Below are 22668 nucleotides of genomic sequence, written 5' to 3'. Positions count from 1 at the left end.
ATACGCCCCGGTTGCTCCAGCAGCCGGGGCGTATGACGTCACCCGGCCGCGACGAGTGCCACCGCGAGTGCGCACAGTCCGAGGCCGACCGCCTGGACCCGGTGGACGTGCTCGCGCAGGACGGTGACGGCGAGCAGCACGGTCGCGGCCGGGTAGAGCGCCGCGATGACGGCGGAGATCGCGAGCATGCCGTGGGACAGCGACTGCAGGAAGAGCGCCAGAGCGGCGGCGGCCAGGATCCCCGTGCTCGTCGACAGTGCGGCCGTCGCGTTGCGCGGCACCCAGTCCCCGCGGGCGACCGTGGCGCCGGCGATCACGACGACGGCGCCGACCAGCAGGCTCAACGAGACCGGCCAGAATCCGTCCTCGGCCGGGGCCTTCGCGATCGCCGCGAAGCCGACGCCGAAGCCGCAGCCTGCGAGCAGCCCGTCGGTGAGCCCGGATCGAGCGCCCGACGGACCAGCCGGCGAGCCGCCGGGTCGGTCGGCGGACGGCTCCCGTGCCACCAGGAACGTGGCCGGCACCGCGAGGACGATGCCGGCCCAGGCGAGCGACGACGGGCGGTCGCCGGTGAGGACGCCGACGGCGGCCGGCACCAGTGCGGCGAGCACTCCCGACGTCGGCGCGACGACGCCCATCCGTCCTGAGGACAGGCCGCGGTAGAGGAACGACAGTCCCACGCCGCTGCCGACGCCTGACAGGGCGCCCCAGGCGGCGCCGGCGGGGCTGAGCGAGCCGCCGTGGACGCCTGCCAGCACGGCGAGCGCGGCCGCCCCTGTGACCTGGGAGCAGAAGGCGGCGGTCCACGGTGGGATCCGGGAGGAGATGACTCCTCCGATGAAGTCCGACGTGCCGTAAGCGAAGGCCGACAGGAGGGCGAGCAGGACCGCCATCAGACCGCGACCACGCCGACGACCCAGACGACGGCGGCGAGGACGCCGAAGAGCAGCTCGATGAGAATCGACAGCCCCGCGGCCCGGAGGGCGTGCTTCGTCGACGGCCAGGCCTGGGCGCGGCCCAGCCGGAGCCACTCGGCGAGGAGGATGCCGAGGACGAAGCCGAGGAAGATCCCCACGACGGGGATGACGAAGAAGCCGACGATCCCGAGCACGAGGCCGGCCAGCTGCGTGGACATCGGGATGCCGACGTCCTTGAGCCGTCGGCCGGGGAGCAGGACCTTCACGACCGCCCCGGCGATCAGCAGCGCGGCGGCGACGACGAACACGAGCCAGGCCGTCGTACCGCCCGTCTCGGAGGCCCACAGGAGGATCGCCCCGCCGACGATGAGCGTTCCCGGCAGGATCGGGACGACGGTGGTCGCGAGGCCGAGCGCGATGGCGAGGGCGACGACGATCTCGAGGGCGGACACGTGGACACCCTAGGGAAGCGTCCCCGGGAAAGCAGAAGGCCCCGGACCGTGTCCGGGGCCTTCGTGATGATCAGGTCTGGGGGCTCAGTGCTCGTCCTCGGGCGCCGGGGCCGGAGTCGTGGTGAGCTTGTGGGTCTCGTCGATGACGTTGACCGCGATCTCCTTGAGCTTGTCACCGTGCTCGCGGGCGTGGTGTGCGCAGAAGAGAAGCTCGCCACCGGACTGCAGCTCGACACGAAGGTAGGCCTGGGCCCCGCAACGGTCACAGCGGTCCGCAGCAGTCAGCGGGGTGCTGGCAACGGCAGTTGTCACATCGGCCTCATTTCTCGATCTGTCGGTGACTGTTGCAACGTAGCCGTGGGGTTGAAGATTCCCCAGCGACTGTGTTGCCCACCACCTCAATCCAACCATGGTCCTGCATCGTGCTCATCACACATTCCGTGTCCTGAACAACACTGTCCGGGTACCCAGTCTGACGATCTCGCTACCGATCCGGAGGCGGTTTCGGCCAACCGGTGGCCGATCGTTTCCGCATCGTGACGTGCGTGCCTGCTTTCGGTCACCGTAAGCCTCCGCCGCGTGCGCGTCCCTGCACTGCGGCGCGGCGTGTCGCGGGTAGATTGCGGGTATCCCTCGGTTCGCAAGGAGCATCACGATCGACAGCACGTACAACGCCGCCCACCTCCTCGTGCTCGAGGGACTGGAGGCGGTCCGCAAGCGCCCCGGCATGTACATCGGGTCCACGGACACACGCGGCCTCATGCACTGCGTCTGGGAGATCATCGACAACGGCGTCGACGAGGCCCTCGCCGGGCACGCGAACCGTGTCGAGGTGACCCTCCACGCCGACGGCTCGGTCGAGGTGTACGACGACGGGCGGGGCATCCCGACCGACAAGGAGCCCAAGACCGGCCTGCCGGGCGTCGAGGTCGTCGCGACCAAGCTCCACGCCGGCGGCAAGTTCGGCGGGTCGTCGTACGCCGCCACGGGTGGCCTGCACGGCGTCGGCCTGTCGGTCGTCAACGCGCTGTCGTCGCGCATGGACATCGACGTGGACCGCACGCCGGCGCGTCAGGGTCTGAGCTTCAAGAGGGGCGTGCCGGGCGTCTTCGACGGCGACGGCCCCAACGCCGGCTTCGCGGCGCAGAGCGGGCTGACCCGCAAGGGCTCGCGCGTCGGCAAGGGCAAGTCGGGCACTCTCGTCAGGTTCTGGCCGGACCGCCAGATCTTCACCAAGGACGCCACGTTCGTCTACGACGAGCTGATCGGACGCGCCCGGCAGACGTCCTTCATCGTCCCGGGCCTCGAGCTGGTGATCCGAGACCTGCGCGGCCCCGACCCGGTCGAGGAGAAGTTCCGCCACGACGGCGGCATCGCCGAGTTCGCGGAGTTCCTCGCCCACGACGAGCCGGTCACCGAGGTGCTCCGGCTCCAGGGCGCGGACACGTTCACCGAGACAGTGCCGATGCTCGACGACCTGGGTCACATGACGCCCCAGGACGTCGAGCGCGAGCTCACCGTCGACGTCGCCGTGCGCTGGGGCGTCGGCTACGACACCGAGCTTCGCTCTTTCGTCAACGTGATCGCCACCCCGAAGGGCGGCACCCACGTCAGCGGCTACGAGCAGGCCATCACGCGGACCTTCAACGACTCGATGAAGGCCGCCAAGGTGCTGAAGGTCAACGACGCCGACGTCATCAAGGACGACGTGCTCGAAGGCATGACCGCTGTCGTGACGGTCCGCCTCGCCGAGCCGCAGTTCGAGGGGCAGACCAAGGAGATCCTCGGGACCCCGGCCGCCCGGACCGTCGTGCGCAAGGTCGTGTCGGCCGAGCTGAAGCGATTCCTCACCTCGACGAAGACCAAGGAGAAGCAGCAGGCGCGGCTGGTCATGGAGAAGGTGCTCGGCGCCTCCAAGACACGCATCGCCGCGAGGCAGCACAAGGAGACGCAGCGGCGGAAGAACGCCCTGGAGTCGTCGGCCCTGCCCGCCAAGCTGGCCGACTGCCGGGCCGCCGACAACGAGCGCACCGAGCTGTTCATCGTCGAGGGAGACTCGGCCCTCGGCACCGCCAAGCTCGCGCGCAACAGCGAGTTCCAGGCGCTGCTCCCGATCCGCGGCAAGATCCTCAACGTGCAGAAGGCGTCCGTCGCCGACATGCTCAAGAACACCGAGTGCGCGTCGATCATCCAGGTCGTCGGCGCCGGCTCCGGGCGCACGTTCGACCTCGACGCGGCACGCTACGGGAAGATCATCTTCATGGCGGACGCCGACTCCGACGGCGCCCACATCCGCACGCTGCTGGCCACGCTGTTCTTCAAGTACATGCCGGAGCTGGTGGCCGCCGGGCGCGTCTACTCGGCCGTGCCGCCGTTGCACCGCATCGAGCTGTCCAACCCGAAGAAGGGGATGGACCGCTACGTGTACACGTACTCCGACGACGAGCTGCAGCGCAAGCTCGCCGAGCTCCGCAAGAAGGGCGTCAACTGGAAGGACCCGGTGCAGCGGTACAAGGGTCTGGGCGAGATGGACGCGGACCAGCTGGCCGAGACCACGATGGATCCGCGCCACCGCACGCTGCGCAGGATGACCGTCGATGACGCCGAAGGTGCGGCGACGGTGTTCGAGCTGTTGATGGGCTCCGAGGTCGCACCGCGCAAGGAGTTCATCGTCGCGGGTGGGGGCAACCTCTCCGAGGAGGATCTGGACTTCTGATCGCGGGGGTTCAGCGGGTCGGCGCGGCGCGCAGCACTTCAGCGGTCCCGGCCCGCCTCGTCCACCCCGGGACGCACGGCACTAGAGTCCGAGACGTGGACCAGAAGGCGCGCCGGGCGGCAGTCGCGAAGGCGTTCCGCGCCCGGAAGGTCGCACTGCGGAAGGGGCACTGGCGGCTCCCGGGCGCACCGGGGGACCGGAGCCTCACGTGGTACGTCGACCTGCGCTCCGACGGCCCGGCCCAGGGCGCCGCGCTGCGGTTCGAGATCGGGGTCTGGGCGATCGCTCTCGGTCCGGAGCCGGACGGCGGCGCCGTCGACTGCGCGCTGCTGGCCGACGTACCACTCGAGGGAGACCCGGCTTCGGCGGCGAACGCCCTCGTCGACCGACTTTCGGCGCTCGGCACCATCGAGGACCTGGCGCGAGCCCGCCGTGACGGCGAGCTGGCCGACGCCCATGTCGACCGCGACCTGCGCGAGCTGTTGGGAGAGTGACGAGATGACGACGTCGATCCAGGACACGTGGTTCCCCGACCTGAACTGCTTCGGCTGCGGGCCGGCCAACGCCGACGGGCTGCAGCTCAAGAGCCTCGCCGACGGGGAGTGGGGCGCGACCGCGAGCTTCCTGCCCTGGCCCCAGCACGACAACGGGCTCGGCTATCTCAACGGCGGGATCATCGCGACGCTGCTCGACTGCCACAGCGCCGCGGCCGTCGTGCACGCAGCGCACGGGCACGGCTGGCCGCCGCGGCCGGGAGCCGCGCTGCCGTACGTCACGGCGGGCCTCGACGTGCGCTACCGGCGCCCGGCCCCGCTCACCGAGCAGGTGTCCCTCGTCGCTGAGATCACCGCGGCAGGCGAGGACGAGATGACCTGCCAGGTCGTGCTGGAGTGGGACGGCAAGGTGCGCGCCGAGGGCACCGCGCTCTGGAAGCGCTGGCGTCCACGCTGAGGAGTCAGGTGCGCGAGCGGTGGTCGGCGGTTTCGATCGGCGGGTCCCCGGCGACCTCGCGCGCCCACGCGGCATGCTCCCGGCGTGCCCAGCTCAGCGGCACCCGGCCGGTGCGCATCCCGGTCATCGCCCACGGGTCCCTGGTGGCCATCCAGACGTGTCCGACGACGAGCAGGCCGACGGCGAGCGCGAACCAGTCATGCACGAAGGTCGCGCCGCTGCGCCACGACAGCGGGGCGAGGTTCGTGAGGTACATGGCCAGCCCCGAGATCAGGAGGGTGCCGATCGAGCCCGCGGACAGGGCGGCGTTGAGCTTCTGGCCGGCGTTGAACTTGCCGACCTCGATCGTGCCGTCCCGGCGGGTCCGCGACCGCAGCCAGGCCCAGTCGCGGTGCGTGAAGCGGTTGAGGCGTCGGGTGTCGTCGCGATAGGCGCGACTGAGGGCCCCGGCGATCATCGGTACGGGGAGTGCGATCCCCGAGTACACGTGGATCTGCTCGACGAGGTAACGGTGGCCGACGATGACGGCGAGCGATCCGTTGTAGAGGACGGCAGCGGTCAGGATGCAGCTCGTCATGAGCGTCGCGGTGAGCCAGTGGACCCATCGTGAGCTCCTGCTGAACCGGTCGATCGTGCGACCCGCCTCCGTCGGCACGCCGGTCTCAGGTGCGCTCATCGATCCCTCGTCCGTTCGACCTGCCGACGAAGCCGTCGACGTCGTAGCCGCGGTGCTCCCAGTAGCCCGGGACCACTGCGTCGGTCACCTCGATGCCGGAGAGCCACTTCACGCTCTTGTAGCCGTACATCGGCGCGACGTAGAGCCGCACCGGTCCGCCGTGGTCGTGGGTGACGTCGCCGCCGAGCATCTTCAGGGCGACGAGCACGTCGGGCAGCCTCGCCTGGTCGAGGGTGAGGCTGTCGGTGTAGGTGCCGTCGAAGGACGACAGCCGCAGCGTCCGTCCGGAGGGCTGCACACCGGCCCGGTCGAGGACGGTCGACAGCCGCACCCCGCTCCAGTGCACGCGCGGGACCCTCCAGCCGGTCACGCACTGGAAGTCGCGGACGAGATCGGTCTGCGGCATCGCCTGCAGGTCGGCCAGCGTGAGGACGGTCGGACGGTCGACCAGGCCGCTGATCTCGAGACGGTACGTGGTCGCGTCGCGGATCGGCACGCCGCCCGTCACCGAGTAGAAGCGGAACGTGTCGCCGAGCGGCAGCAACGACGTCAGCCCGGTCGGGTCCCGGAGCTGGATCGGCTCCAGGAAGGAGGACAGTGCGCTCTGAGCGTGCCTGCCGGAGACGATGCCGAGCGCGCCGAGTCCGAGCAGCCCGAGCGCCACCCGACGTCCCACCGGGCGTCCGTCGTACGGCGACCCCTGGCCGTCCGCCATCGGGGCCGTCGAGGGAGCCCGGTCACGTCGGCCAGCCCACCAACCGCGCATGCGTCCAACGTAACCGGCCTGGCCAGGGGAGTACCTTGACTGGCATGGGTCGCCTCGCGATGTTGGTGGTCGGCGCCGTCCTCGTCCTCCTGGGTCTGCTCTGGATCCTGCAGGGCCTGGACGTCCTCGGCGGGTCCGGCATGAGCGGCCACGCGGTCTGGGCGGTCATCGGCGTGGTCGTCGGTGCCGTGGGCGTGCTGCTGCTCGTCCGCACGCTTCGGACGCCGCCGACCCGAGACCGTCTCTGACGCCGGACCGCTGCACGCGACGCCCGCCCCGGCGGCGTGAACCGTCGGGACGAGCGGTCGCTCAGCGGTCGGCCTGGTCGATCACCGCCGACCGTGCTCGGCGGCGCGCAGGAGGCCGAGCAGACCGTGCTGCTCGCCGTCCGGGCCGGCGCTGAACCACACCGCATCCGTGCCGCCGGCCACCGGGTCACCCACGACGAGCGCCCAGAGACCGTCGATCGTCAACGGGCGTCCGGACGTGGCGCGGAGGGTCCCCTGGAACCGTCCGGAGCGTGGGTCGAACGCGTGGATGCGTCCGTCGCCGAAGTTCCCGACGAGGAGGTCACCGGCGAACTGCCCGAACGACGGCGGCGCGATCGTCATGCCCCAGGGCGAGTTCAGCGCGCCGCGGCTGGCGAAACGGTGCAGGAAGCGCCCCTGGGTGGAGTAGACGTCGATGAACCCGTGTCCCGGGCCGGCGACGTCGTCCCCGGCGTCCGCATCCTGCAGGGCGTAGGTGACGAACACGCGGTCGCCGACGGCCGCCACGTTGAACGGTGCGTAGCCGGCCGGAAGGTTGGGATCACGGAACGCGTGCCTCGACCGGACCCGGTCGAAGCTCCCGTTGAACACGTCGATCCGGTTGCGGTGGAAGTTCGCCGCGAGCAGGTGCGGCCCGGCGTCCGTGTCGACCAGGGCCAGCCCCTTGTAGACCGAGTCACGCGTGTGCCCGACGGGGACGGCCGATGTCACGGGTGCGACAGCCTGGTTCCAGGCGGACAGGTCGCCGTCCTCCCCGGCGAAGATGAACAGGGCCGGCTTGCTGGTGCCGGGCACGGTGAACGCCGAGGTGCCGTTGAACACCTGACCTGTCGGAGCGCCGCCGGGGATGCTGACCACGAGCGGCACCTGTGTGACCGGGCTTCCGGGTGTGTCGGTGCGATAGAGCGTCGAGACGTCGGCGCCGTTGTCGGAGACCCAGATCGGTGTGTTCGGCCCGTGGGACAGTCCCCACGGGTTCACGAGGTTCGGGTCGGTGAGTGCCGCGACCCCCGGCTGGTCCGACACCAGGTTCTCCTGCTGGAACGTGGTCGCACCGTGCCGCATGTCGTGCGCCGCCGCCGGTGCCCCGAGTGCCCCGGCCAGCGCCACTGACAGCGCGGTGCCGATGAAGACCTTTACTGCAACCATCTCTCGCCTCCTCGATGCAGGGCCCACCGGTGCGGACCCATCTCTGGGACACGAGACGTCGCCGGACACGGTTCACCCACTGAGGTCAGAAGGGGTTGACGGTGCTTCCCGACCTGCCGAGAATCCGATTTGGACGTGTCGCATCCCTATCGCACCGCTGGTGCGCCTCGAGGAGATGAGTTCCATGCGGCGACGACTCGTAGCGTTCTCGGCGGTGCTCGCGGCCCTGCTCTTCGCAGGCGCACCCGGCTTCGGTGCCGGGACCGGATCCCCTCCGGACAAGGATGCGGGCGAGGAGAGCCAGGCGGTGGCGGACGCCACCGACTGGTTCATGTCGCAGCGGCTCTCGCCGAACGGCGCCGTCGACCCGAACGCCTACGCCGCCGGCGCCGCCCAAGCGGCCGCGCTGCCGACCGTGGGTGGCGCATGGACGGAGCGGACCGCCCGGCCAGGCACGGACGGGAACGACTTCTCGGACTCGCCGCAGTACATCGACCCGACCAGCGGCTTCAGCAACTCCGGTGCCGGTGACCGCTGGGTGTCCGGTCGGATGACCGCGCTGGCCACGGCTCCGGACGGGTCGCTGTTCGCGGGCGCCGCCGACGGTGGTGTGTGGAAGTCGACCGACGGCGGCCAGCACTGGACCCCGCAGACCGACTCACAGGGCACGTTGTCGATCGGCGCGCTCCTGGTGACGGGCTCCGGCAGCCGCTACACGGTGTACGCCGGGACCGGTGAGGCCAACACGAGCCAGGACAGCTACGCCGGCATCGGCGTGCTCGCCTCGAGCGACGGCGGCGCCAGCTGGCACCGGGTCGGCGGGCCCGAGCTCAACGGCGCGCTGATCTTCCGGCTGGTCCAGAACGGCAGCGCGCTCCTCGCCGCCACCTCCCACGGGCTCTACCGGATCGACACGACCACCGCGGGCGCGACCTGGACCGCCGTACTGCAGCCGGCTGGTCCACCGAGCGACGGCAAGAACTTCAACCTCGTCGTCGGCAACATGATCAGCGACGTCGCGGTCCGGCCAGGCACGAACGGGCGGCAGGTGCTGGCGGTCGCCGGCTGGCGCGGCGGCTGGCCCACCAACGGCCTGTACCTGTCCAACGATGCGGGCGCCCACTTCAGCTACCTCGCCAACCCGCAGGGCTGGGTGCCGCCGAAGGCGGAGGGCAGGACGACCCTCGCGTACTCGGCCGCCGGCGATCGGGCGTACGCGATCGTCCAGAGCCCCTACCTGCTCAACGTCGGCACCAACGGCAAGACGCTGCTCCAGGGCATCTACGAGTCGAAGAACGGCGATCCGGCCGGTCCGTGGACCAAGGTCGCCACCTCGAGCAAGCTGGCCGCGAGCGGGTCCGCGCAGAAGATCTCCCGCATCGGCAAGGGTTACGGGCCGGGCGTCCAGGCCTGGTACAACCAGTTCCTCATCGTCGACCCCGCCAACAAGGACCACGTGTACGCCGGTCTGGAGGAGGTCTACGAGAGCCAGGACGCGGGCGCCGGCTGGAACACCGTCGGCCCGTACTGGAACTTCGGGTTCGCGTGCTTCTCGTACACGCCGTTCGAGGGGACCTGCAACCACGACCAGGCACACTCCGACCAGCACGCCGCGGTCATCACGGGCGGCAAGCTGTACGTCGGCAACGACGGCGGCGTGTATGCGCGTGCCCTCACCGACCACAGCGTCGGCGACTGGGCCAATCTGAACGCTCACATGGACGCGCTGCAGTACTACGGGGCGCAGGGCAGCCGTGACTCGACCATCTACGGCGGCATGCAGGACAACGGCAGCAACAAGGTGTTCCCGACCACCGGCACGGTGCTCGACGACCGCAGCCGGCCGATCACCGTCAGCTCCGTGCAGGTCTTCGGTGGGGACGGCGGCTACACCCTCGTCGACCCTGACAACTCGCAGAACGTGATCACCGAGTACACCGGGCTCACCGCGCTGAAGTCGACCGACGGTGGCGCGAACTGGCACTTCATCACGCCGTCGGACCCCGACCCTCGCTTCATCGCGCCGATCAACATGGACCGCACCGACCCCAGGCACCTGGTGGCCGGCGGAGCGTTCGTCTGGACGTCCGATGCGGGCGTCGCCGGCACGACCGCCAACACCGGCGCGGCGACCGACTGGAAGAACGTCTTCGACGTCCGCTCCGCGCTGGGCGGGAACGCCACCTCCCAGGTGACGGCGCTCGACGCCGTCACCGTCGCAGGCACGCAGTACGTCGCCGCCGCCTGGTGCGGTCCGTGCAACCCGAGCTTCCCGAGCGGGAGCGGCTTCGAGGCCGGCGTCGTCATGCTGAGCAACAGCGGCGGCACCTGGCACGCCACCGCGCAGGAGTGCACCGGCAGCTCGGCCTGCTCGGCCGCAGGTCTCCCGAACCGCTACGTCACCGGCATCAAGATCGACACCGCCAACCCGAACCACGCGTACCTGTCGTTGTCCGGCTACTCGCGTCACTGGATCGTGGGCCCGGACGACCCCGGCGTCGGTCACGTCTACCAGACGACCACGGGAGGCGCGTCCTGGACCGACGTGTCCGGGAACCTGCCCGACATCCCGGCCAACGACGTCGCCCTCAACGGCCGGACGCTGATCGCCGCCTCCGACATCGGTGTCTACGCCTCCAACGACAACGGCAGCACGTGGAGCAGGCTGGGGACCAACCTGCCCAACGTCGTGGTCAGCCAGCTGCTCGTCGACCCCAACGGAAGCCTCATCGCAGCGACGCACGGCAGAGGAGTGTGGACGATCCAGGCCCCGGTGAGCTGACCCTCGACCGCGTCGTCGGGCAGTCGCCCGGCGGTGACCCTCACAGCTCGATGTGGCCCTCCAGGTAGAGAGCACACGACCCGCGCAGGTGCACTCGATCACCGACCAACCGGCAGGCAAGCTCGCCGCCGCGAGCGGAGGCCTGCCGGGCCAGGAAGGTGGATCTGCCCGTCTTCGCGGCCCAGAACGGAACGAGCGCGCAGTGGGCTCCGCCCGTGACCGGATCCTCGGCGATGCCCTTCGCGGGTGCGAAGTAGCGGCTGACGAAGTCGTGGGCGCCGTCGCCCGGTGCCGTCACCACCACTCCGGTGCGGTCGAGACGCGCGACGGCGCCGAGATCGGGCACCAGGGACGCGACGTCGGCGGCCGTGGCCAGGAGCGCGAGGTAGTTCGCTCCGTCGACGGCGCACTCGATCGGGACGGTGCCGAGCGCGGCGGACAGGGCGGGGGGCGTCGGTCCGGCGGTCACCGTGCGGGCGGGCAGGTCCATGCGAAACCCGCCGTCCTCCCGGTGCACGGACAGCGGGCCGCTGGCGGTGTGGAAGACGACGGTGTCGCGCCGCTGACCGACGTGATCGAGCAGCACCGCGGCCGCGGCCAGCGTGGCGTGCCCGCACAGAGCCACCTCGACGAGCGGCGTGAACCAGCGCAGGCGGAGCTCGCCGGCAGCGTCCGGTGCGACGAACGCCGTCTCGGAGAGGTTGTTCTCGGCGGCCACCGCCTGCATCAGCGCGTCGTCCGGGAAGTCGTCGAGCAGCACGACGGCGGCAGGGTTGCCGGCGAACCGCCGACTGCTGAAGGCGTCGATCTGGAAGATGGGGACCCGCACGGATCGCATGCTAGGGGCCTTGCCCACGTTCGGTGCGGCGGTGCGCGCGCGTGCGACGATGGCTGCCGTGGGTGACGGTACGGCGTCGAGCTCGGTCGGTGACCGCCTCGAGCGTGCCATCGAACGTCACGCCGACATCGCCGGAGAGATCCACCGCGGTGAGGAGGAGAAGCCGCGATCCCTCCTGCGGAACGTGGTGTGGCTGGCCGTCACCCTCGTCTCGCTCTACCTGGTGTTTCCGAGCCTGATCGACACGTTCTCCTCCTGGCGCGACATCACCAGCTTCTCCACGGCGTCGCTGCTGGCCATGTTCGGCCTGCAGGTGGGCTTGTGCGCGTGCCTGTGGGACCTCCAGCGGGTCGCGCTGGGCGGGGCGGCGTGGCGACCGGTGATCGCCGCGCAGCTCGCCTCCAACGCGCTGTCGAACATCGCTCCCGGCGGTGGGCCCGTCGGCGCAGCCTTGCAGTACCGGATCTTCGTGTCCGCCGGCCTGAACCGGACCTCGGTCGTCAGGGCGCTGACCGCGGTCAACCTGCTGGTGTTCGCCGTCGTGCTCGGCCTGCCCGTGCTGGCGATCCCCGCGGTGCTGCGCGGCGCCGTGGACCGCAACCTGCTCGAAGCGGCCGCGGCGACCGTGGTCGCGTTCGCCGTGATCGTCGGCGTGGGCGCGCTCCTGCTGAACACCGACCGACCCTTGACCTGGGTAGGCCGCACGGTGCAGACCGTCCGGAACCGGTTGCGCCGCAACGCCACGCCGATCACGGACCTGCCCGAGCGCCTGCGCGCCGAACGCGACCAGATCACCACCGTCCTCGGCCCTCGGTGGAAGCGGGCGCTCGCCGCGTCGGTCGGACGCTGGCTGCTGGACTTCATGACCCTCCAAGTGGCGCTCGCCGCCATCGGATCGCACCCGCGGCCGGGGCTGGCGCTGATGGCGTTCTGCGGGGCGAAGGCGCTGGGCAACATCCCCGCCACGCCGGGCGGCCTCGGATTCGTCGAGGCGGGCATGACGGCGCTCCTCACCCTCGCCGGCGTCGACCCCGGAGACGCGGTGGTCGCGACGTTCGCGTACCGCCTGTTCAGCTATTGGCTCCCGCTGCCGTTCGGACTGCTGGGGATGGCGTTGGCCCCGAGACGGCCCACTCCGCCGGCAGCCCCCGCCACAGCGACCTGAGAAGGGCATGGCGCATGGGACGATCGGTGCGTGTACGAGCCGCCGTCCGACACCGGTCGAGAGCCGCCCGGGCAGGTGCCCGGGCTCGTCGTCGGCGTCGCCGCAGGCCTGCTGCTGTCCACGGTGTGGGCCTTCGGCGCCTGGGACGTCGCGCTCGCTCTCACGACGGTGTTCGCCGGGCTGGTCCTCGCCATCGGGCTGGGAGCTCCGGCCTGGCGACGATTCGGGCTCGCGTTGCTCGTCGGCGCGGCTCTGGTCGCCGCCGCGTTCGTCCTCGTGGCCACCTGAGATCAGTCCGCCGATGGCCTCGCTGGACGTGACCGCCTCAGCGCGTCACTCCGTCGCGATGGCGCGGAGCACGTCGAGCCGTCCCGCCCTGATCGCCGGCACGATCGCGGCGAGGACGCCCACCACGACCGCGATCACCAGGAACGCGACGAGCTGACCCAGGGGGAGGCCGAGGCTGGTGAGGTCCTTGGCCAGCACCTGGCGCAGCAGCGCGCCGAAGATGACGCCGAGCACGAGTCCGAACACCGCGCCGAGGACGGCGATCGCCACCGACTCCAGCGTGACCATCCGGCGGAGCTGGCGCCGCGTCAGCCCGATCGCCCGGAGCAGGCCGAGCTCGCGGGTGCGCTCGAGCACGCTGAGGCCCAGCGTGTTGACGATGCCGATCACAGCGATGACGATCGCCAGCGCGAGCAGGCCGTAGATCATGTAGAGCAGCTGGTTCACCTGGCCGCGGATCGAGTCGCCGAACTCGCCCCGGTCCTGCACGCTGACGATCGGCAGCGGTGCGACGACCTTGTCGAGCGCTCGGTGCACCGTCGCCGCGTCGGCGCCCGGGGCGAGCTTGATGCTGAGCGAGGAGTCCTGTCGCTGGATGCCCATCGCCGTGAGGCGATCGAGGGGGACGTTGATCTGACCGGTCACCGGGTTGGGCTCGACGATGCCCGCGATCGTCGGCTTGAGCGTGCCGCCCCCCGGGAAGGCGAGCGTGATCGTGCTGCCGACCTTCCAGCCGTGCTTGTCGGCGATGTCCTTCGTCACGAAGGCCTCGTCACCACGGAGCGTGGTGCGGCCGGAGTCGACGTCGAGGTCGTAGATGCGGGCGAGCTGGTCGTCGTTGGCCATGATGAACGTCGTGTCGCCGTCGAGGCCGCCGAGTCGCGCGGAGGCGAACTGCTGACGGGAGAGGACGCCGACGCCGGGCACCTTCGCCAGCTCGTCGCCGATCTGGGTCGGGAACGGCGTGAAGGCGGCGCTCTGCACCAGGAAGTCGGCGTTGAACTGCTTGTCGACGAGATCGTTGACCGAGCTGTTGAGGGATGCCGCCAGCACTCCGATGAGCGAGACGAGCGCGAGCCCGATCATCAGCGCCGAGGCCGTGGCACCGGTGCGGCGCGGGTCGCGCAGCGCGTTCTCGCCCGCGAGCTGCCCGGGGGTGCCGAACAGGCGTCGGAACACACCGCGGCAGAAGACGAGCACGGGGCGGCCCAGAGCAGCGCTGATCGCCGCGACGGTCAGGATCCACAACACCGCGCCGACGCCGACCCACGCGGCGTCGTTGCCGGGCGGGTGGAAGAGGCCGGTGACGGCGATGGCAGCGCCGACCAGCAGGACACCCGCGCCGATGAGCGTACGACGGCGCAGCGGCCGCGACTGGGGGACGAGGTCGTCGCGCATGGCGGCCACGGGCGGCACCTTGGCCGCCCGCCTCGCCGGGAGGTAGGCCGCGACGAGAGTGACGAGCACCCCGACGACGTAGCTCAGCACGATCGTGCGCGTGGTCAGTGTGAGCGCGTTGCCGGCGATGTCGAGGCCCAAGGTGCGGAACAGCGCCGCCAGCCCCCGGGCGAGCCCCCAACCGAGCGCGATGCCGATCGTCGACGCGACGACTCCGGTCACCAGCGCCTCGAGCAGCACCGAGCCGGTCACCTGGCGCCTCGACGCACCGAGCGCCCGCATCAGGGCGAGCTCGCGGGTGCGCTGGGCGACCAGGATCGAGAAGGTGTTGACGATGATGAAGCCGCCGACGATGACCGCGATGATCGCGAAGACGAGCAGGAACGTGGAGATCACGCCGAGGAACTGGCCGACCGCGTCCTGGGACTCGGAGACGACACGGTCGCCGGTGACGGCGGTGAAGCCCGCGGGCAGCACCTTCTTCGCGGCATCGGCGAGCTGGGTCTGGCTGACCCCGTCGGCGGCGGTGAGGCTGACCGTCGTGAAAGCGTCGCGTCCACCGAGGAACATCTGTTGGGCGCCCGTCGTGTCGAAGATGACGAGGATGGCGCCGGCGGTGCCGCCGCCGTTGAAGTCGGCGATCCCGACGAGTCGCAGGCTCCGGACCGGGTCGCCCTGCGGGGCGATGACACGCACGGTGTCCCCGACGCGGTAGCCGGCGCGGTCGGCGGCGCTGTGGTCGAGCACGACCTCGTCGGGCGCCTGGGGCCACCGGCCGGAGCGGAGCTCCAGGATCGGCTCACCGAGCATGTTGGGGGCGCCGGAGCGGTTGAAGGCCAGGGTCGGCGCGCCCTGACCACCGACCAGCTTGTTGTTGTCGTCGAGCAGGAACATGCCCGCGCCCTCGACGCTCCCGTCGGCCCGTGCGACCTCCGGGAGGCCGGCGAGCTTCGCGATGTCCGCCGGCGTGACGGTGAGCGTGGACGGCGAGGACTGGCCGAACGAGTCCATGCCGACCGGGCGAACGAGGGCGTCCGGGGTGGACCCCTTGATGATGTTGTCGAACGTGTGACCCAGGCCGTGGCTGAAGATCAGCACGCCGGCGAGGAACGCGACGCCGAGCACGATCGCGAGTGCGCTCATCACCAGCCGCAGCTTGCGCGCGACCAGGTTGCGCAGCGTCAGTCGGAGCATCTCAGTCCACCAGGTTCATCGCGGCGGACTGCAGTGCCGCCAGGTGCTCGAGCACCTGGTCCCGGTCGGGGTGGGTGAGCTCGTCGACGACGCGGCCGTCGGCGAGGAAGACGACGCGGTCGCAGTAGGACGCCGCCACGGCGTCGTGGGTCACCATCACGACGGTCTGGTCGAACTCGTCCACGCTGCGTCGCAGGAAGGCGAGCACCTCGCCGGAGGAGGTGCTGTCGAGGTTGCCGGTGGGCTCGTCGGCGAAGACGATCCGCGGCTGGCTGACCAGTGCGCGTGCACAGGCGACACGCTGCTGCTGGCCGCCGGACAGCTCGCTCGGCCGGTGCCCGAGCCTGTCGCGCAGCCCCACCGCGTCGATGACGAGGTCGAACCACTCCGTGTCGGGTTTGCGACCGGCGAGGGACAGGGGGAGGAGGATGTTCTCCCGCGCCGTGAGGGTCGGGATGAGGTTGAAGGCCTGGAAGACGAAGCCGATCTTCTCGCGGCGCAGCGTGGTGAGCTGGGAGTCCTTCAGCGTGCTGAGGGTGACGCCGTCCACCACGGCGTCGCCGGACGTCGGCGCGTCGAGTGCGGCCAGACAGTGCATCAGCGTGGACTTGCCGGAGCCGGACGGGCCCATGACGGCCGTGAACTGGCCGGCGTACAGGTCGATCGTCACGCCGTCGAGGGCGCGCACCTCGGAGTCGCCAGAGCCGTAGGTCTTGTGCAGGTCGACGGTACGGGCCGCGACGCCCGCGTCCGGAACAGAGTCGGTCACCCGCCCACTCTGGACCGATCCGGGCCGCGGTGGCTATGGGATATGCCCCTGAGTCACCCCTGAGGGCAGGTCCGGGCGCGGCTGATCCGGCCGCGCCCCGCTGCGTCGGCTAGCTGAACATCCCGGTCAGCAGCCGCACGACCGCGTACATCGCGGCGCCCACGAGCCCGGCGACGAGGGCGACGAGGGCGACGATCGCCATGACCCCACCCGCCAGGGCCCGCAGCGTCTGATGATGCGGGACGCCCCCGCCGTGGGCGTGCCTGCGCCAGTGATAGATCTCCGCCATGGTCCCTCCCCGACGAACCGGCGCCCGCATCGCGGGCGGGATGATTCACATGACGTCAGGCACCGACTATGCGCGGCGGCCGTACTGGGCGCACAGCGCCCAGATGACGAGCCCGTACATGCCGATCACGACCAGCGACCACACGGGGTAGTAGGGCACGAAGGCGAAGTTCACCACCGCGCCGATCACCGCCAGCACGATGCCCACGACCCGCGCCCAGGCCTGATCCATGAAGATCCCGACCGCGGAGCCGATGGCGACCGCCCCGACGACGATGTGGATCCAACCCCACGTCGTCACATCGAACTGGTAGACGTAGGCGATCCCGGTGACGTAGATGTCGTCCTTCGCCACCGCGGCGATGCCCTCCATCAACTGGAGGAAGCCGACGATGCCGAGCATCGACGCCGCGAAGAGCGCCGCACCAGCGACGAGCATCTCGCGGCTCTCTCCATCACGCCGTCCAGCAGTTGTGCTCATCCCGACCTCCGACTGTCGACGCCTGACAGATCGGACGCTAGGGGCCGATGCGGCCGGAGGGATCACCCGCATCGGGGGAACGGGTGAGGGGGATCAGACCTTCTGGTCGATACGACCGGTGTCGACGTCGTAGACGAAGCCGCCGACCCTGACCGTGGCGGGGACAAGCGGGTGCGACGTCACCTTGGCGACGTCCTCCGCGAGGGCCCGGACCTGGTCGTCGACCACGTGGAAGGGCTGCCAGGACGCGTCGACGCCCGCCGACTCCGACACCCTGCGGCGCAGCTCGTCCTCAGTGCTGGTCGCCACCGCGCACCGCGTGTGGGGGACGATGAGGATCCGGTCGACGTTCAGCAGGTGTACGCCGAGCACGATCGCCTCCAGCGCCTGCGGCGTGATCCGGCCGCCCGGGTTGCGGAAGATCTTCGCGTCGCCGGGCTCCAGACCGAGCATGCGGAGCGGGTCGATGCGGCTGTCCATGCAGGTCACGATCGCGACGCCGGCTCGTGCCACACCGTCGAAGCCCTGGAGCTTGAAGTCGGCGGCATAGTCAGCGTTCGCGGACAGGAGGTCGTCGAAGTCGCCCATGACCGCAGAATCTAGCCGAGCGCGCGAAGCGCCGACGCCGTGCCCACCCCTCGAGTCGTCGCGCCCCGCAGCAGCACGAGGGCGAGCGCCCCGGCGACGAGGGCGGCGACGGCCGCGCCGGCGAAGACGGTGTGCTCCTGCGCGACCCCGGCAGCACGGATCAGGTCGCTGAAGGCCGCGCAGCGGCTGGCGCCGCCGCAGACCTCCTTGACCGGGGGGAGATCGGCCTGCTCGGCGTAGTAGCGGCGCAGACCGAGCGTCGTGAGCCCCGCGACACCGACCAGCATGCCGACCATCCGGGCGACGACGACGAGCGCGCCGGCCAGGCCGTGGACGCCGGCATCGGTCGTGGCGAGCACCGCCGCGTTCACGGGTGCCAGCGCGAGGCCGAACCCGAAGCCGCCGATCACCAACGGCAGCGTCGCGGTCCAGGACGACAGGCTGTCGGGACCCCAGGAGGACATCCACCAGAAGCCGGCTGCGGCGAACGCCATGCCGGCCGCGGCGATAGCGGCCGCCGGGAGCCGGCGCAGGAGCACGCCGCCGACGACCGCGCCCACCGGCAGCGCGACGAGGAACCGGACCAGGACGAGCGCCGCGAGCAGCTGGCTGTCGGGGTAGACGGTCGACCGGGCGAAGAGCGGCACGTCGATGAGCGCCGCGACGAGGGCGGCACCGACGAAGAAGGACACCAGGACCGACCCCCAGGCGGGTCGCGCGGCGAGCGCGCCCCGGGGGATCAGCGGCGCCTCGGCGTGGCGCAGGTGCACGACGAGCGCGACGGTCGCGAGCGCGGCCGCGACGAGGTACCAGCCGCCCTGCGCGGACATGACCTGCACCTTCGGGTCGGCGGTCGCGAAGGCGAGGACGACGCCCCCGAGCGCGATCGCGAGGAGTACGGCGCCGGTCAGGTCCGCCTCGCGCGCGCTGGCTCCCCACCCGCGCAGGTCCACGAGCGGCCGCCGCGCGGTCAGGCAGCGGACGACGAGCAGCAGCCCGGCCGCGATCGTGGTCAGGCCGAGCGGCGTCATCCAGTCCGACGTCCCGACCGTCGGGATCCAGAGCTGTCCCCACGTGAGGTCGCTCACGAGTGCGGCCGGCCGGACTCGGAGGACGATGCCGGCCGTCAGCATCAGGGCGAGGAGCGCAGCGCCCAGGAGGTCGGGTCTCGACGCGCCGGCCGGTCGGTCGCTCCGCCGCCGACCGTCCCCCGAGTCGGCCCGACCGCCGGAGACCCGGGCGATCGCCGTCGCGAGGACGACGCCCGCCAGCAGGTTGACGGCGAAGATGGCCCGCCAGTCGGCGACGGCGAGGATCACGGCGCCGAACAATGGGCCGATGACGGAGCCCAGCTCCTGGACGGCCGAGACGACTCCGAGGGGGACGCCGCGGCGCTCGACGGGGTAGAGGTCGGCGACCAGAGCGAGCGTCGCAGGGACGAGCGCGCCGCCGCCGACGCCCTGGAGGAACCGCCCGGTGACCATCATCGGCAGGTCGTAGGCGAGCGCTGTGACGAGTGAGCCGAAGGCGAAGACCACCAACCCGGCGACGAGCACCGGCGGACGGCCACGCAGGTCGGCGATCCGTCCGATCAGCGGGAGCATGGCGACGTACCCGAGCAGGAAGCCGGAGACGATCGGGGCGCCCTTCTGCAGCTGCTCGACGGACAGCCCGACGCCGTGCATGATGTCCGGCAGCGCGAGCACGACGACGTACGTGTCCGCGGCGGCGAACGCGACGGCGACGGCTGCGAGCGCCAGCAGGCCACGCCCGGCCCGGACCTGCGTCACGGGGCCTTGATGTCCTTCTCGGTGCCGTAGGCGTCCACCGTCACGGTGTAGGTCTCGGTCTTCCCGTTGCCGTAGAAGTCGCCGGTGAGGACCGCCTGGCGCAGCTCGTCGTCGGCCGTGACGGTGTACGTGGCGTCGACGTCGCCCGACACGCTCGGCAGGATCACCTTGGCAGAGGACGCAGGGAGCGTGCCTTCGTAGGAGGTGAGGACCTCCTTGTTGCCCACGCCGCCTCGGACGGAGTCGCCCTTCTTCACGTCGGTCGTGGCGGTCAGCATCGAGGAGAGCCCGGTGTCGGGCGACATGAGACCGGCCGGGTCCGGCGCACCGTAGTCGCCCGGGTCGATGGGCTGCCAGCCCGTCGTCAGCGGCAGCTGGGCGTAGACCTTGCCATCGACCGCGACGACCGGGACCTCGGGCTTCAGGCCCGCGAGCTGCACGACGATCTTCCCGTCGAAGGCCGGTGCGTGGGTCAGCACACCCTCAGCGGACAGCAGGCCGTTGGTCGCCGCGTCGACGTTCTTCGAGTCGAGCGTGAAGTGGACCCCACTGGTCTCGTCGAGGGTCTTCTTCGCCGCTGCCAGCACCTGCTCCGGCGTCTCCTCGGCCTTCTTCTTCGAGTCGTTGTTGCCGGTGCACCCGGTCAGCAGAAGGGCGGCCGCCGCCGCAGCCAGGACAGTACGCCGCATGGCGCTCACCCTCCCACAGCGTCTGTGCCGACGAGCAGTCCGGCGGGGCCGGAGCAGGCGTCGATCGGCTGCGGCGCCGGGATGCCGGAGCCGTCACGGCGCCCGTCGGCGCGGGGGAGCTCGATGGGCGTCCCGCTCGCAGCCGCGGCACGTGCCGGAGCCGGGCCCGCCCAGGCGAAGACGAGGGTGTCCTCACCCTTGAGGTAACGGTGGCACCGGACGCCACCGGTCGCGCGCCCCTTGCCCGGGAACTCGCCGAACGGGGTGACCTTCACCGAACCCGGCTCGGTGCCGGGCAGAGCGGTCGAGGAGCCGGAGGCGGTGACCACCACCGCGTCCACGCCCGACGGGAGGGCCCCGAAGAACGCGACCCGCGAGCCGTGCGCGACGCGGATGCCCGCCATACCGCCCGCGTTGCGCCCCTGCGGACGTACCGTCTCGGCCCCGAAGTGCAGCAGCTGCGCGTCAGAGCTGATGAAGCAGAGCGTCTCGTTTCCGGTGGCGAGCTGGACGGCACCGACGACCTCGTCGCCGTCGGCGAGGTTGATGACGTCCCACTCGTCCCGGTTCGGCACCTCCGGGTTGACCCGCTTGACGACGCCGAGCCTCGTGCCGAGCGCAAGGCCGGGGCCGTCGACGGCGAGCGTGGTGAGTGCCAGGACGCGCTCACCGGGCTCGACGGTGAGCAGTGCCGAGAGCGGTACGCCGCCCTGCAGGTTGGGATCGACGTGCGTCGGGGGCAGCGCCGGCAGGTCCAGGACGCCGAGGCGCAGCACGCGGCCGCGCGAGGTGACGGCGCCGATCTCGCCACGGACGGTCGTCCGCACGACGGACGTGACGACGTCGTGGTTGGCGCGACCCTCGCCGGTGGTGATCGGCTCGGCATCGGACGTGCGCGCCAGCAGCCCGGTCGAGGACAGCAGCGCGAAGCACGGGTCGTCGGCGACCTCGACCGACATCTTCTGCGCCTCGACGGCGGCGCTGCCGGCGCTGGCCAGGAGCACCGTGCGGCGCGGCGTGCCGTAGGTCTTGGCGACGTCGGCGAGCTCGTCGGAGACGACCTTCTGCAGCAGCGACTCGTCACCGAGGATCGCGTCGAGCGCCTCGATCGTGCGCTGGAGCTCGTCCTTCTCCTTCTCCAGCTCGATCTTGGAGAACCTGGTCAGGCGGCGCAGCTGCATCTCGAGGATGTACTCCGCCTGGGCGTCGCTCAGATCGAAGACCGAGATCAGGCGCTGCTTCGCCTCGGCGCCGTTGTCGCTCGACCGGATCAGCTGGATGACCTCGTCGATGTCGAGGATCGCGATGAGGAGGCCCTCGACCAGGTGGAGCCTGGCGGCGGCCTTGTCGCGACGGAACTGGCTTCGGCGGCGTACGACGTCGTAGCGGTGCTTGAGGAAGACCTCGAGGAGCTCCTTGAGGCCGAGGGTGCGCGGCTGGCCGTCGACGAGCGCGACGTTGTTGATGCCGAAGGAGTCCTCCATCGGCGTCTGCTTGTAGAGCTGCTCGAGCAGCACCTCGGGCACGAAGCCGTTCTTGACCTCGATGACGAGGCGGGTGCCGTTGTTCTTGTCGGTGAGGTCGACGACGTCGGCGATGCCCTGCAGCTTCTTCGTCTGCACCAGCGTCTTGATCCGCTCGACGACCTTCTCGATGCCCACCCCGTAGGGGAGCTCGGTGACGACGATGCCCTTGCGGCGACCGACCGGCTCGACACGGGCGGTGGCACGGATCTTGAAGCTGCCGCGGCCGTTCGTGTAGGCGTCCTTGATGCCGTCGAGCCCGACGATCGTGCCTCCGGTCGGGAGGTCCGGCCCGGGCACGAACCGCATCAGGTCCTCCACGCCCATGGCGGGGTTCCTGATCATCTCGCGGAGCGCGGCGACCACCTCGACGAGGTTGTGCGGCGCCATGTTGGTCGCCATGCCGACCGCGATGCCGGTGGTGCCGTTGACGACCAGGTTGGGGATCGCGGCCGGCAGCACGGAGGGCTCGAGCTCGCGGGAGTCGTAGTTGGGTCGGAAGTCGACGGTGTTCTCGTCGATGTTCGCGGTCATGGCGACGGCCGCGGGCGCCATCCGGCACTCGGTGTACCGCATCGCCGCAGGTCCGTCGTCGATCGATCCGAAGTTGCCGTGCCCGTCGATGAAGGGGAGCCGCAGCGACCAGGGCTGGGCCATGCGCACGAGAGCGTCGTAGATCGCGCCGTCGCCGTGGGGGTGCAGGCGACCCATGACCTCGCCGACGACGCGTGCGCTCTTGACGTGGCCGCGGTCGGGGAAGAGCCGCATGTCGCTCATCGTGTAGAGGATCCGGCGCTGCACGGGCTTGAGACCGTCGCGTGCGTCGGGGAGCGCCCGGGAGTAGATGACGGAGTAGGCGTACTCGAGGAAGGACGACTCCATCTCCTGCTTGATGTCGGTGTCGAGGATGTGCTCCTCGAAGTCGTCAGCCGGGAGCTCGGGGGTGTTGCGTCGTGCCATGGGGGCATTCTCCCCGGCG

General features: G+C 70.8%; 22 protein-coding genes. 7 read left to right on the top strand and 15 right to left on the bottom strand.

Going from position 1 to position 22668, the window contains the following annotated elements:
• Positions 1-38: 38 nt before the first annotated feature.
• From ABD205_RS10315 to ABD205_RS10305, 3 genes are all read right to left on the bottom strand, one after another.
• Positions 39-893: an EamA family transporter gene (locus ABD205_RS10315; protein WP_344044718.1), complete on the bottom strand. Its 855-nt coding sequence runs from the start codon at positions 891-893 to the stop codon at positions 39-41.
• The gene (locus ABD205_RS10310) at positions 893-1369 is read right to left on the bottom strand and encodes a DUF456 domain-containing protein (RefSeq protein ID WP_344044717.1); all 477 of its coding nucleotides are present in this window, start codon (positions 1367-1369) and stop codon (positions 893-895) included. The genes ABD205_RS10315 and ABD205_RS10310 overlap by 1 nt, the downstream gene beginning before the upstream one ends.
• Positions 1370-1453: 84 nt before the next feature.
• Complete coding sequence (locus ABD205_RS10305) at positions 1454-1681, bottom strand: DUF7455 domain-containing protein (RefSeq protein WP_344044716.1); 228 nt, start codon at positions 1679-1681, stop codon at positions 1454-1456.
• A 376-nt stretch (positions 1682-2057) separates the two neighbouring features.
• Between ABD205_RS10305 and ABD205_RS10300 the strand changes: the two genes are divergently transcribed.
• From ABD205_RS10300 to ABD205_RS10290, 3 genes are all read left to right on the top strand, one after another.
• On the top strand, positions 2058-4085 hold the full coding sequence (locus tag ABD205_RS10300; protein ID WP_425572801.1) for a DNA gyrase/topoisomerase IV subunit B: 2028 nt from the start codon (positions 2058-2060) through the stop codon (positions 4083-4085).
• Positions 4086-4180: 95 nt separating this feature from the next.
• Positions 4181-4579, top strand: coding sequence for a hypothetical protein (locus ABD205_RS10295; RefSeq protein WP_344044715.1), 399 nt, complete (start codon positions 4181-4183; stop codon positions 4577-4579).
• Positions 4580-4583: 4 nt separating this feature from the next.
• Positions 4584-5036, top strand: a complete 453-nt coding sequence (locus ABD205_RS10290; RefSeq protein WP_344044714.1) for a PaaI family thioesterase — start codon at positions 4584-4586, stop codon at positions 5034-5036.
• 4 nt (positions 5037-5040) lie between these two features.
• On the opposite strand, the gene ABD205_RS10285 is transcribed toward ABD205_RS10290, so the two are convergent.
• Positions 5041-5712, bottom strand: a complete 672-nt coding sequence (locus ABD205_RS10285) for a cytochrome b/b6 domain-containing protein (RefSeq protein WP_344044713.1) — start codon at positions 5710-5712, stop codon at positions 5041-5043.
• Positions 5699-6478 carry a molybdopterin-dependent oxidoreductase gene (locus ABD205_RS10280; protein WP_344044712.1) on the bottom strand — a complete coding sequence of 260 codons (780 nt, stop codon included), beginning with the start codon at positions 6476-6478 and terminating at the stop codon, positions 5699-5701. The genes ABD205_RS10285 and ABD205_RS10280 overlap by 14 nt, the downstream gene beginning before the upstream one ends.
• 44 nt (positions 6479-6522) lie before the next feature.
• On the opposite strand from ABD205_RS10280, the gene ABD205_RS10275 reads away from it, so the two are divergent.
• Positions 6523-6726 carry a hypothetical protein gene (locus tag ABD205_RS10275; protein ID WP_344044711.1) on the top strand — a complete coding sequence of 68 codons (204 nt, stop codon included), beginning with the start codon at positions 6523-6525 and terminating at the stop codon, positions 6724-6726.
• Positions 6727-6807: 81 nt separating this feature from the next.
• Here the strand turns inward: ABD205_RS10275 and ABD205_RS10270 are convergent, their stop codons facing one another.
• Positions 6808-7896: a TIGR03118 family protein gene (locus tag ABD205_RS10270; protein ID WP_344044710.1), complete on the bottom strand. Its 1089-nt coding sequence runs from the start codon at positions 7894-7896 to the stop codon at positions 6808-6810.
• Positions 7897-8080: 184 nt separating this feature from the next.
• On the opposite strand from ABD205_RS10270, the gene ABD205_RS10265 reads away from it, so the two are divergent.
• Positions 8081-10678: a WD40/YVTN/BNR-like repeat-containing protein gene (locus ABD205_RS10265; RefSeq protein ID WP_344044709.1), complete on the top strand. Its 2598-nt coding sequence runs from the start codon at positions 8081-8083 to the stop codon at positions 10676-10678.
• 40 nt (positions 10679-10718) lie between these two features.
• Here the strand turns inward: ABD205_RS10265 and ABD205_RS10260 are convergent, their stop codons facing one another.
• Entirely contained in the window at positions 10719-11507 is a 789-nt protein-coding gene (locus tag ABD205_RS10260; RefSeq protein WP_344044708.1) for a PhzF family phenazine biosynthesis protein, read from the bottom strand.
• 19 nt (positions 11508-11526) lie between these two features.
• On the opposite strand from ABD205_RS10260, the gene ABD205_RS10255 reads away from it, so the two are divergent.
• Entirely contained in the window at positions 11527-12681 is a 1155-nt protein-coding gene (locus tag ABD205_RS10255; RefSeq protein ID WP_344044707.1) for a lysylphosphatidylglycerol synthase transmembrane domain-containing protein, read from the top strand.
• A gap of 30 nt (positions 12682-12711) precedes the next feature.
• Complete coding sequence (locus tag ABD205_RS10250; RefSeq protein WP_344044706.1) at positions 12712-12969, top strand: hypothetical protein; 258 nt, start codon at positions 12712-12714, stop codon at positions 12967-12969.
• Between the two features lie 45 nt (positions 12970-13014).
• Here the strand turns inward: ABD205_RS10250 and ABD205_RS10245 are convergent, their stop codons facing one another.
• The 8 genes from ABD205_RS10245 to ABD205_RS10210 all read right to left on the bottom strand — a co-directional run bounded on the left by ABD205_RS10245 (position 13015) and on the right by ABD205_RS10210 (position 22649).
• A complete protein-coding gene (locus ABD205_RS10245) occupies positions 13015-15561 on the bottom strand; it encodes an ABC transporter permease (protein ID WP_344044705.1) in 2547 nt (848 codons plus the stop codon).
• A gap of 1 nt (position 15562) precedes the next feature.
• Positions 15563-16330: an ABC transporter ATP-binding protein gene (locus ABD205_RS10240; RefSeq protein WP_344044704.1), complete on the bottom strand. Its 768-nt coding sequence runs from the start codon at positions 16328-16330 to the stop codon at positions 15563-15565.
• 109 nt (positions 16331-16439) lie between these two features.
• Positions 16440-16619 carry a hypothetical protein gene (locus ABD205_RS10235; RefSeq protein ID WP_344044703.1) on the bottom strand — a complete coding sequence of 60 codons (180 nt, stop codon included), beginning with the start codon at positions 16617-16619 and terminating at the stop codon, positions 16440-16442.
• Positions 16620-16685: 66 nt separating this feature from the next.
• The gene (locus tag ABD205_RS10230; RefSeq protein ID WP_344044702.1) at positions 16686-17099 is read right to left on the bottom strand and encodes a DUF7144 family membrane protein; all 414 of its coding nucleotides are present in this window, start codon (positions 17097-17099) and stop codon (positions 16686-16688) included.
• Between the two features lie 93 nt (positions 17100-17192).
• Positions 17193-17687 (bottom strand): beta-class carbonic anhydrase, encoded by a 495-nt coding sequence (locus tag ABD205_RS10225; RefSeq protein ID WP_344044701.1) that lies wholly within the window; start codon positions 17685-17687, stop codon positions 17193-17195.
• A gap of 11 nt (positions 17688-17698) precedes the next feature.
• Positions 17699-19477 (bottom strand): MFS transporter, encoded by a 1779-nt coding sequence (locus ABD205_RS10220; RefSeq protein WP_344044700.1) that lies wholly within the window; start codon positions 19475-19477, stop codon positions 17699-17701.
• A complete protein-coding gene (locus ABD205_RS10215) occupies positions 19474-20166 on the bottom strand; it encodes an LppX_LprAFG lipoprotein (protein ID WP_344044699.1) in 693 nt (230 codons plus the stop codon). Before ABD205_RS10215 ends, ABD205_RS10220 begins: the two co-directional genes overlap by 4 nt.
• Before the next feature lie 5 nt (positions 20167-20171).
• On the bottom strand, positions 20172-22649 hold the full coding sequence (locus tag ABD205_RS10210; RefSeq protein WP_344044698.1) for a DNA gyrase/topoisomerase IV subunit A: 2478 nt from the start codon (positions 22647-22649) through the stop codon (positions 20172-20174).
• Positions 22650-22668: the final 19 nt, after the last annotated feature.

The sequence above is a fragment of the Nocardioides panacihumi genome, assembly GCF_039530925.1.
Taxonomy (GTDB): domain Bacteria; phylum Actinomycetota; class Actinomycetes; order Propionibacteriales; family Nocardioidaceae; genus Nocardioides; species Nocardioides panacihumi.
The sequence above is the reverse complement of the archived record's forward strand: the minus strand, read 5'-3'. Positions and strand labels throughout refer to the sequence as shown.

Coding starts and splice junctions, on each gene's coding strand:
- ABD205_RS10315 (WP_344044718.1), bottom strand. CDS start 893: ATGGCGGTCCTGCTCGCCCTCCTGTCGGCCTTCGCTTACGGCACGTCG.
- ABD205_RS10215 (WP_344044699.1), bottom strand. CDS start 20,166: ATGCGGCGTACTGTCCTGGCTGCGGCGGCGGCCGCCCTTCTGCTGACC.
- ABD205_RS10245 (WP_344044705.1), bottom strand. CDS start 15,561: ATGCTCCGACTGACGCTGCGCAACCTGGTCGCGCGCAAGCTGCGGCTG.
- ABD205_RS10230 (WP_344044702.1), bottom strand. CDS start 17,099: ATGAGCACAACTGCTGGACGGCGTGATGGAGAGAGCCGCGAGATGCTC.
- ABD205_RS10210 (WP_344044698.1), bottom strand. CDS start 22,649: ATGGCACGACGCAACACCCCCGAGCTCCCGGCTGACGACTTCGAGGAG.
- ABD205_RS10235 (WP_344044703.1), bottom strand. CDS start 16,619: ATGGCGGAGATCTATCACTGGCGCAGGCACGCCCACGGCGGGGGCGTC.
- ABD205_RS10275 (WP_344044711.1), top strand. CDS start 6,523: ATGGGTCGCCTCGCGATGTTGGTGGTCGGCGCCGTCCTCGTCCTCCTG.
- ABD205_RS10280 (WP_344044712.1), bottom strand. CDS start 6,478: ATGCGCGGTTGGTGGGCTGGCCGACGTGACCGGGCTCCCTCGACGGCC.
- ABD205_RS10225 (WP_344044701.1), bottom strand. CDS start 17,687: ATGGGCGACTTCGACGACCTCCTGTCCGCGAACGCTGACTATGCCGCC.
- ABD205_RS10270 (WP_344044710.1), bottom strand. CDS start 7,896: ATGGTTGCAGTAAAGGTCTTCATCGGCACCGCGCTGTCAGTGGCGCTG.
- ABD205_RS10290 (WP_344044714.1), top strand. CDS start 4,584: ATGACGACGTCGATCCAGGACACGTGGTTCCCCGACCTGAACTGCTTC.
- ABD205_RS10285 (WP_344044713.1), bottom strand. CDS start 5,712: ATGAGCGCACCTGAGACCGGCGTGCCGACGGAGGCGGGTCGCACGATC.
- ABD205_RS10265 (WP_344044709.1), top strand. CDS start 8,081: ATGCGGCGACGACTCGTAGCGTTCTCGGCGGTGCTCGCGGCCCTGCTC.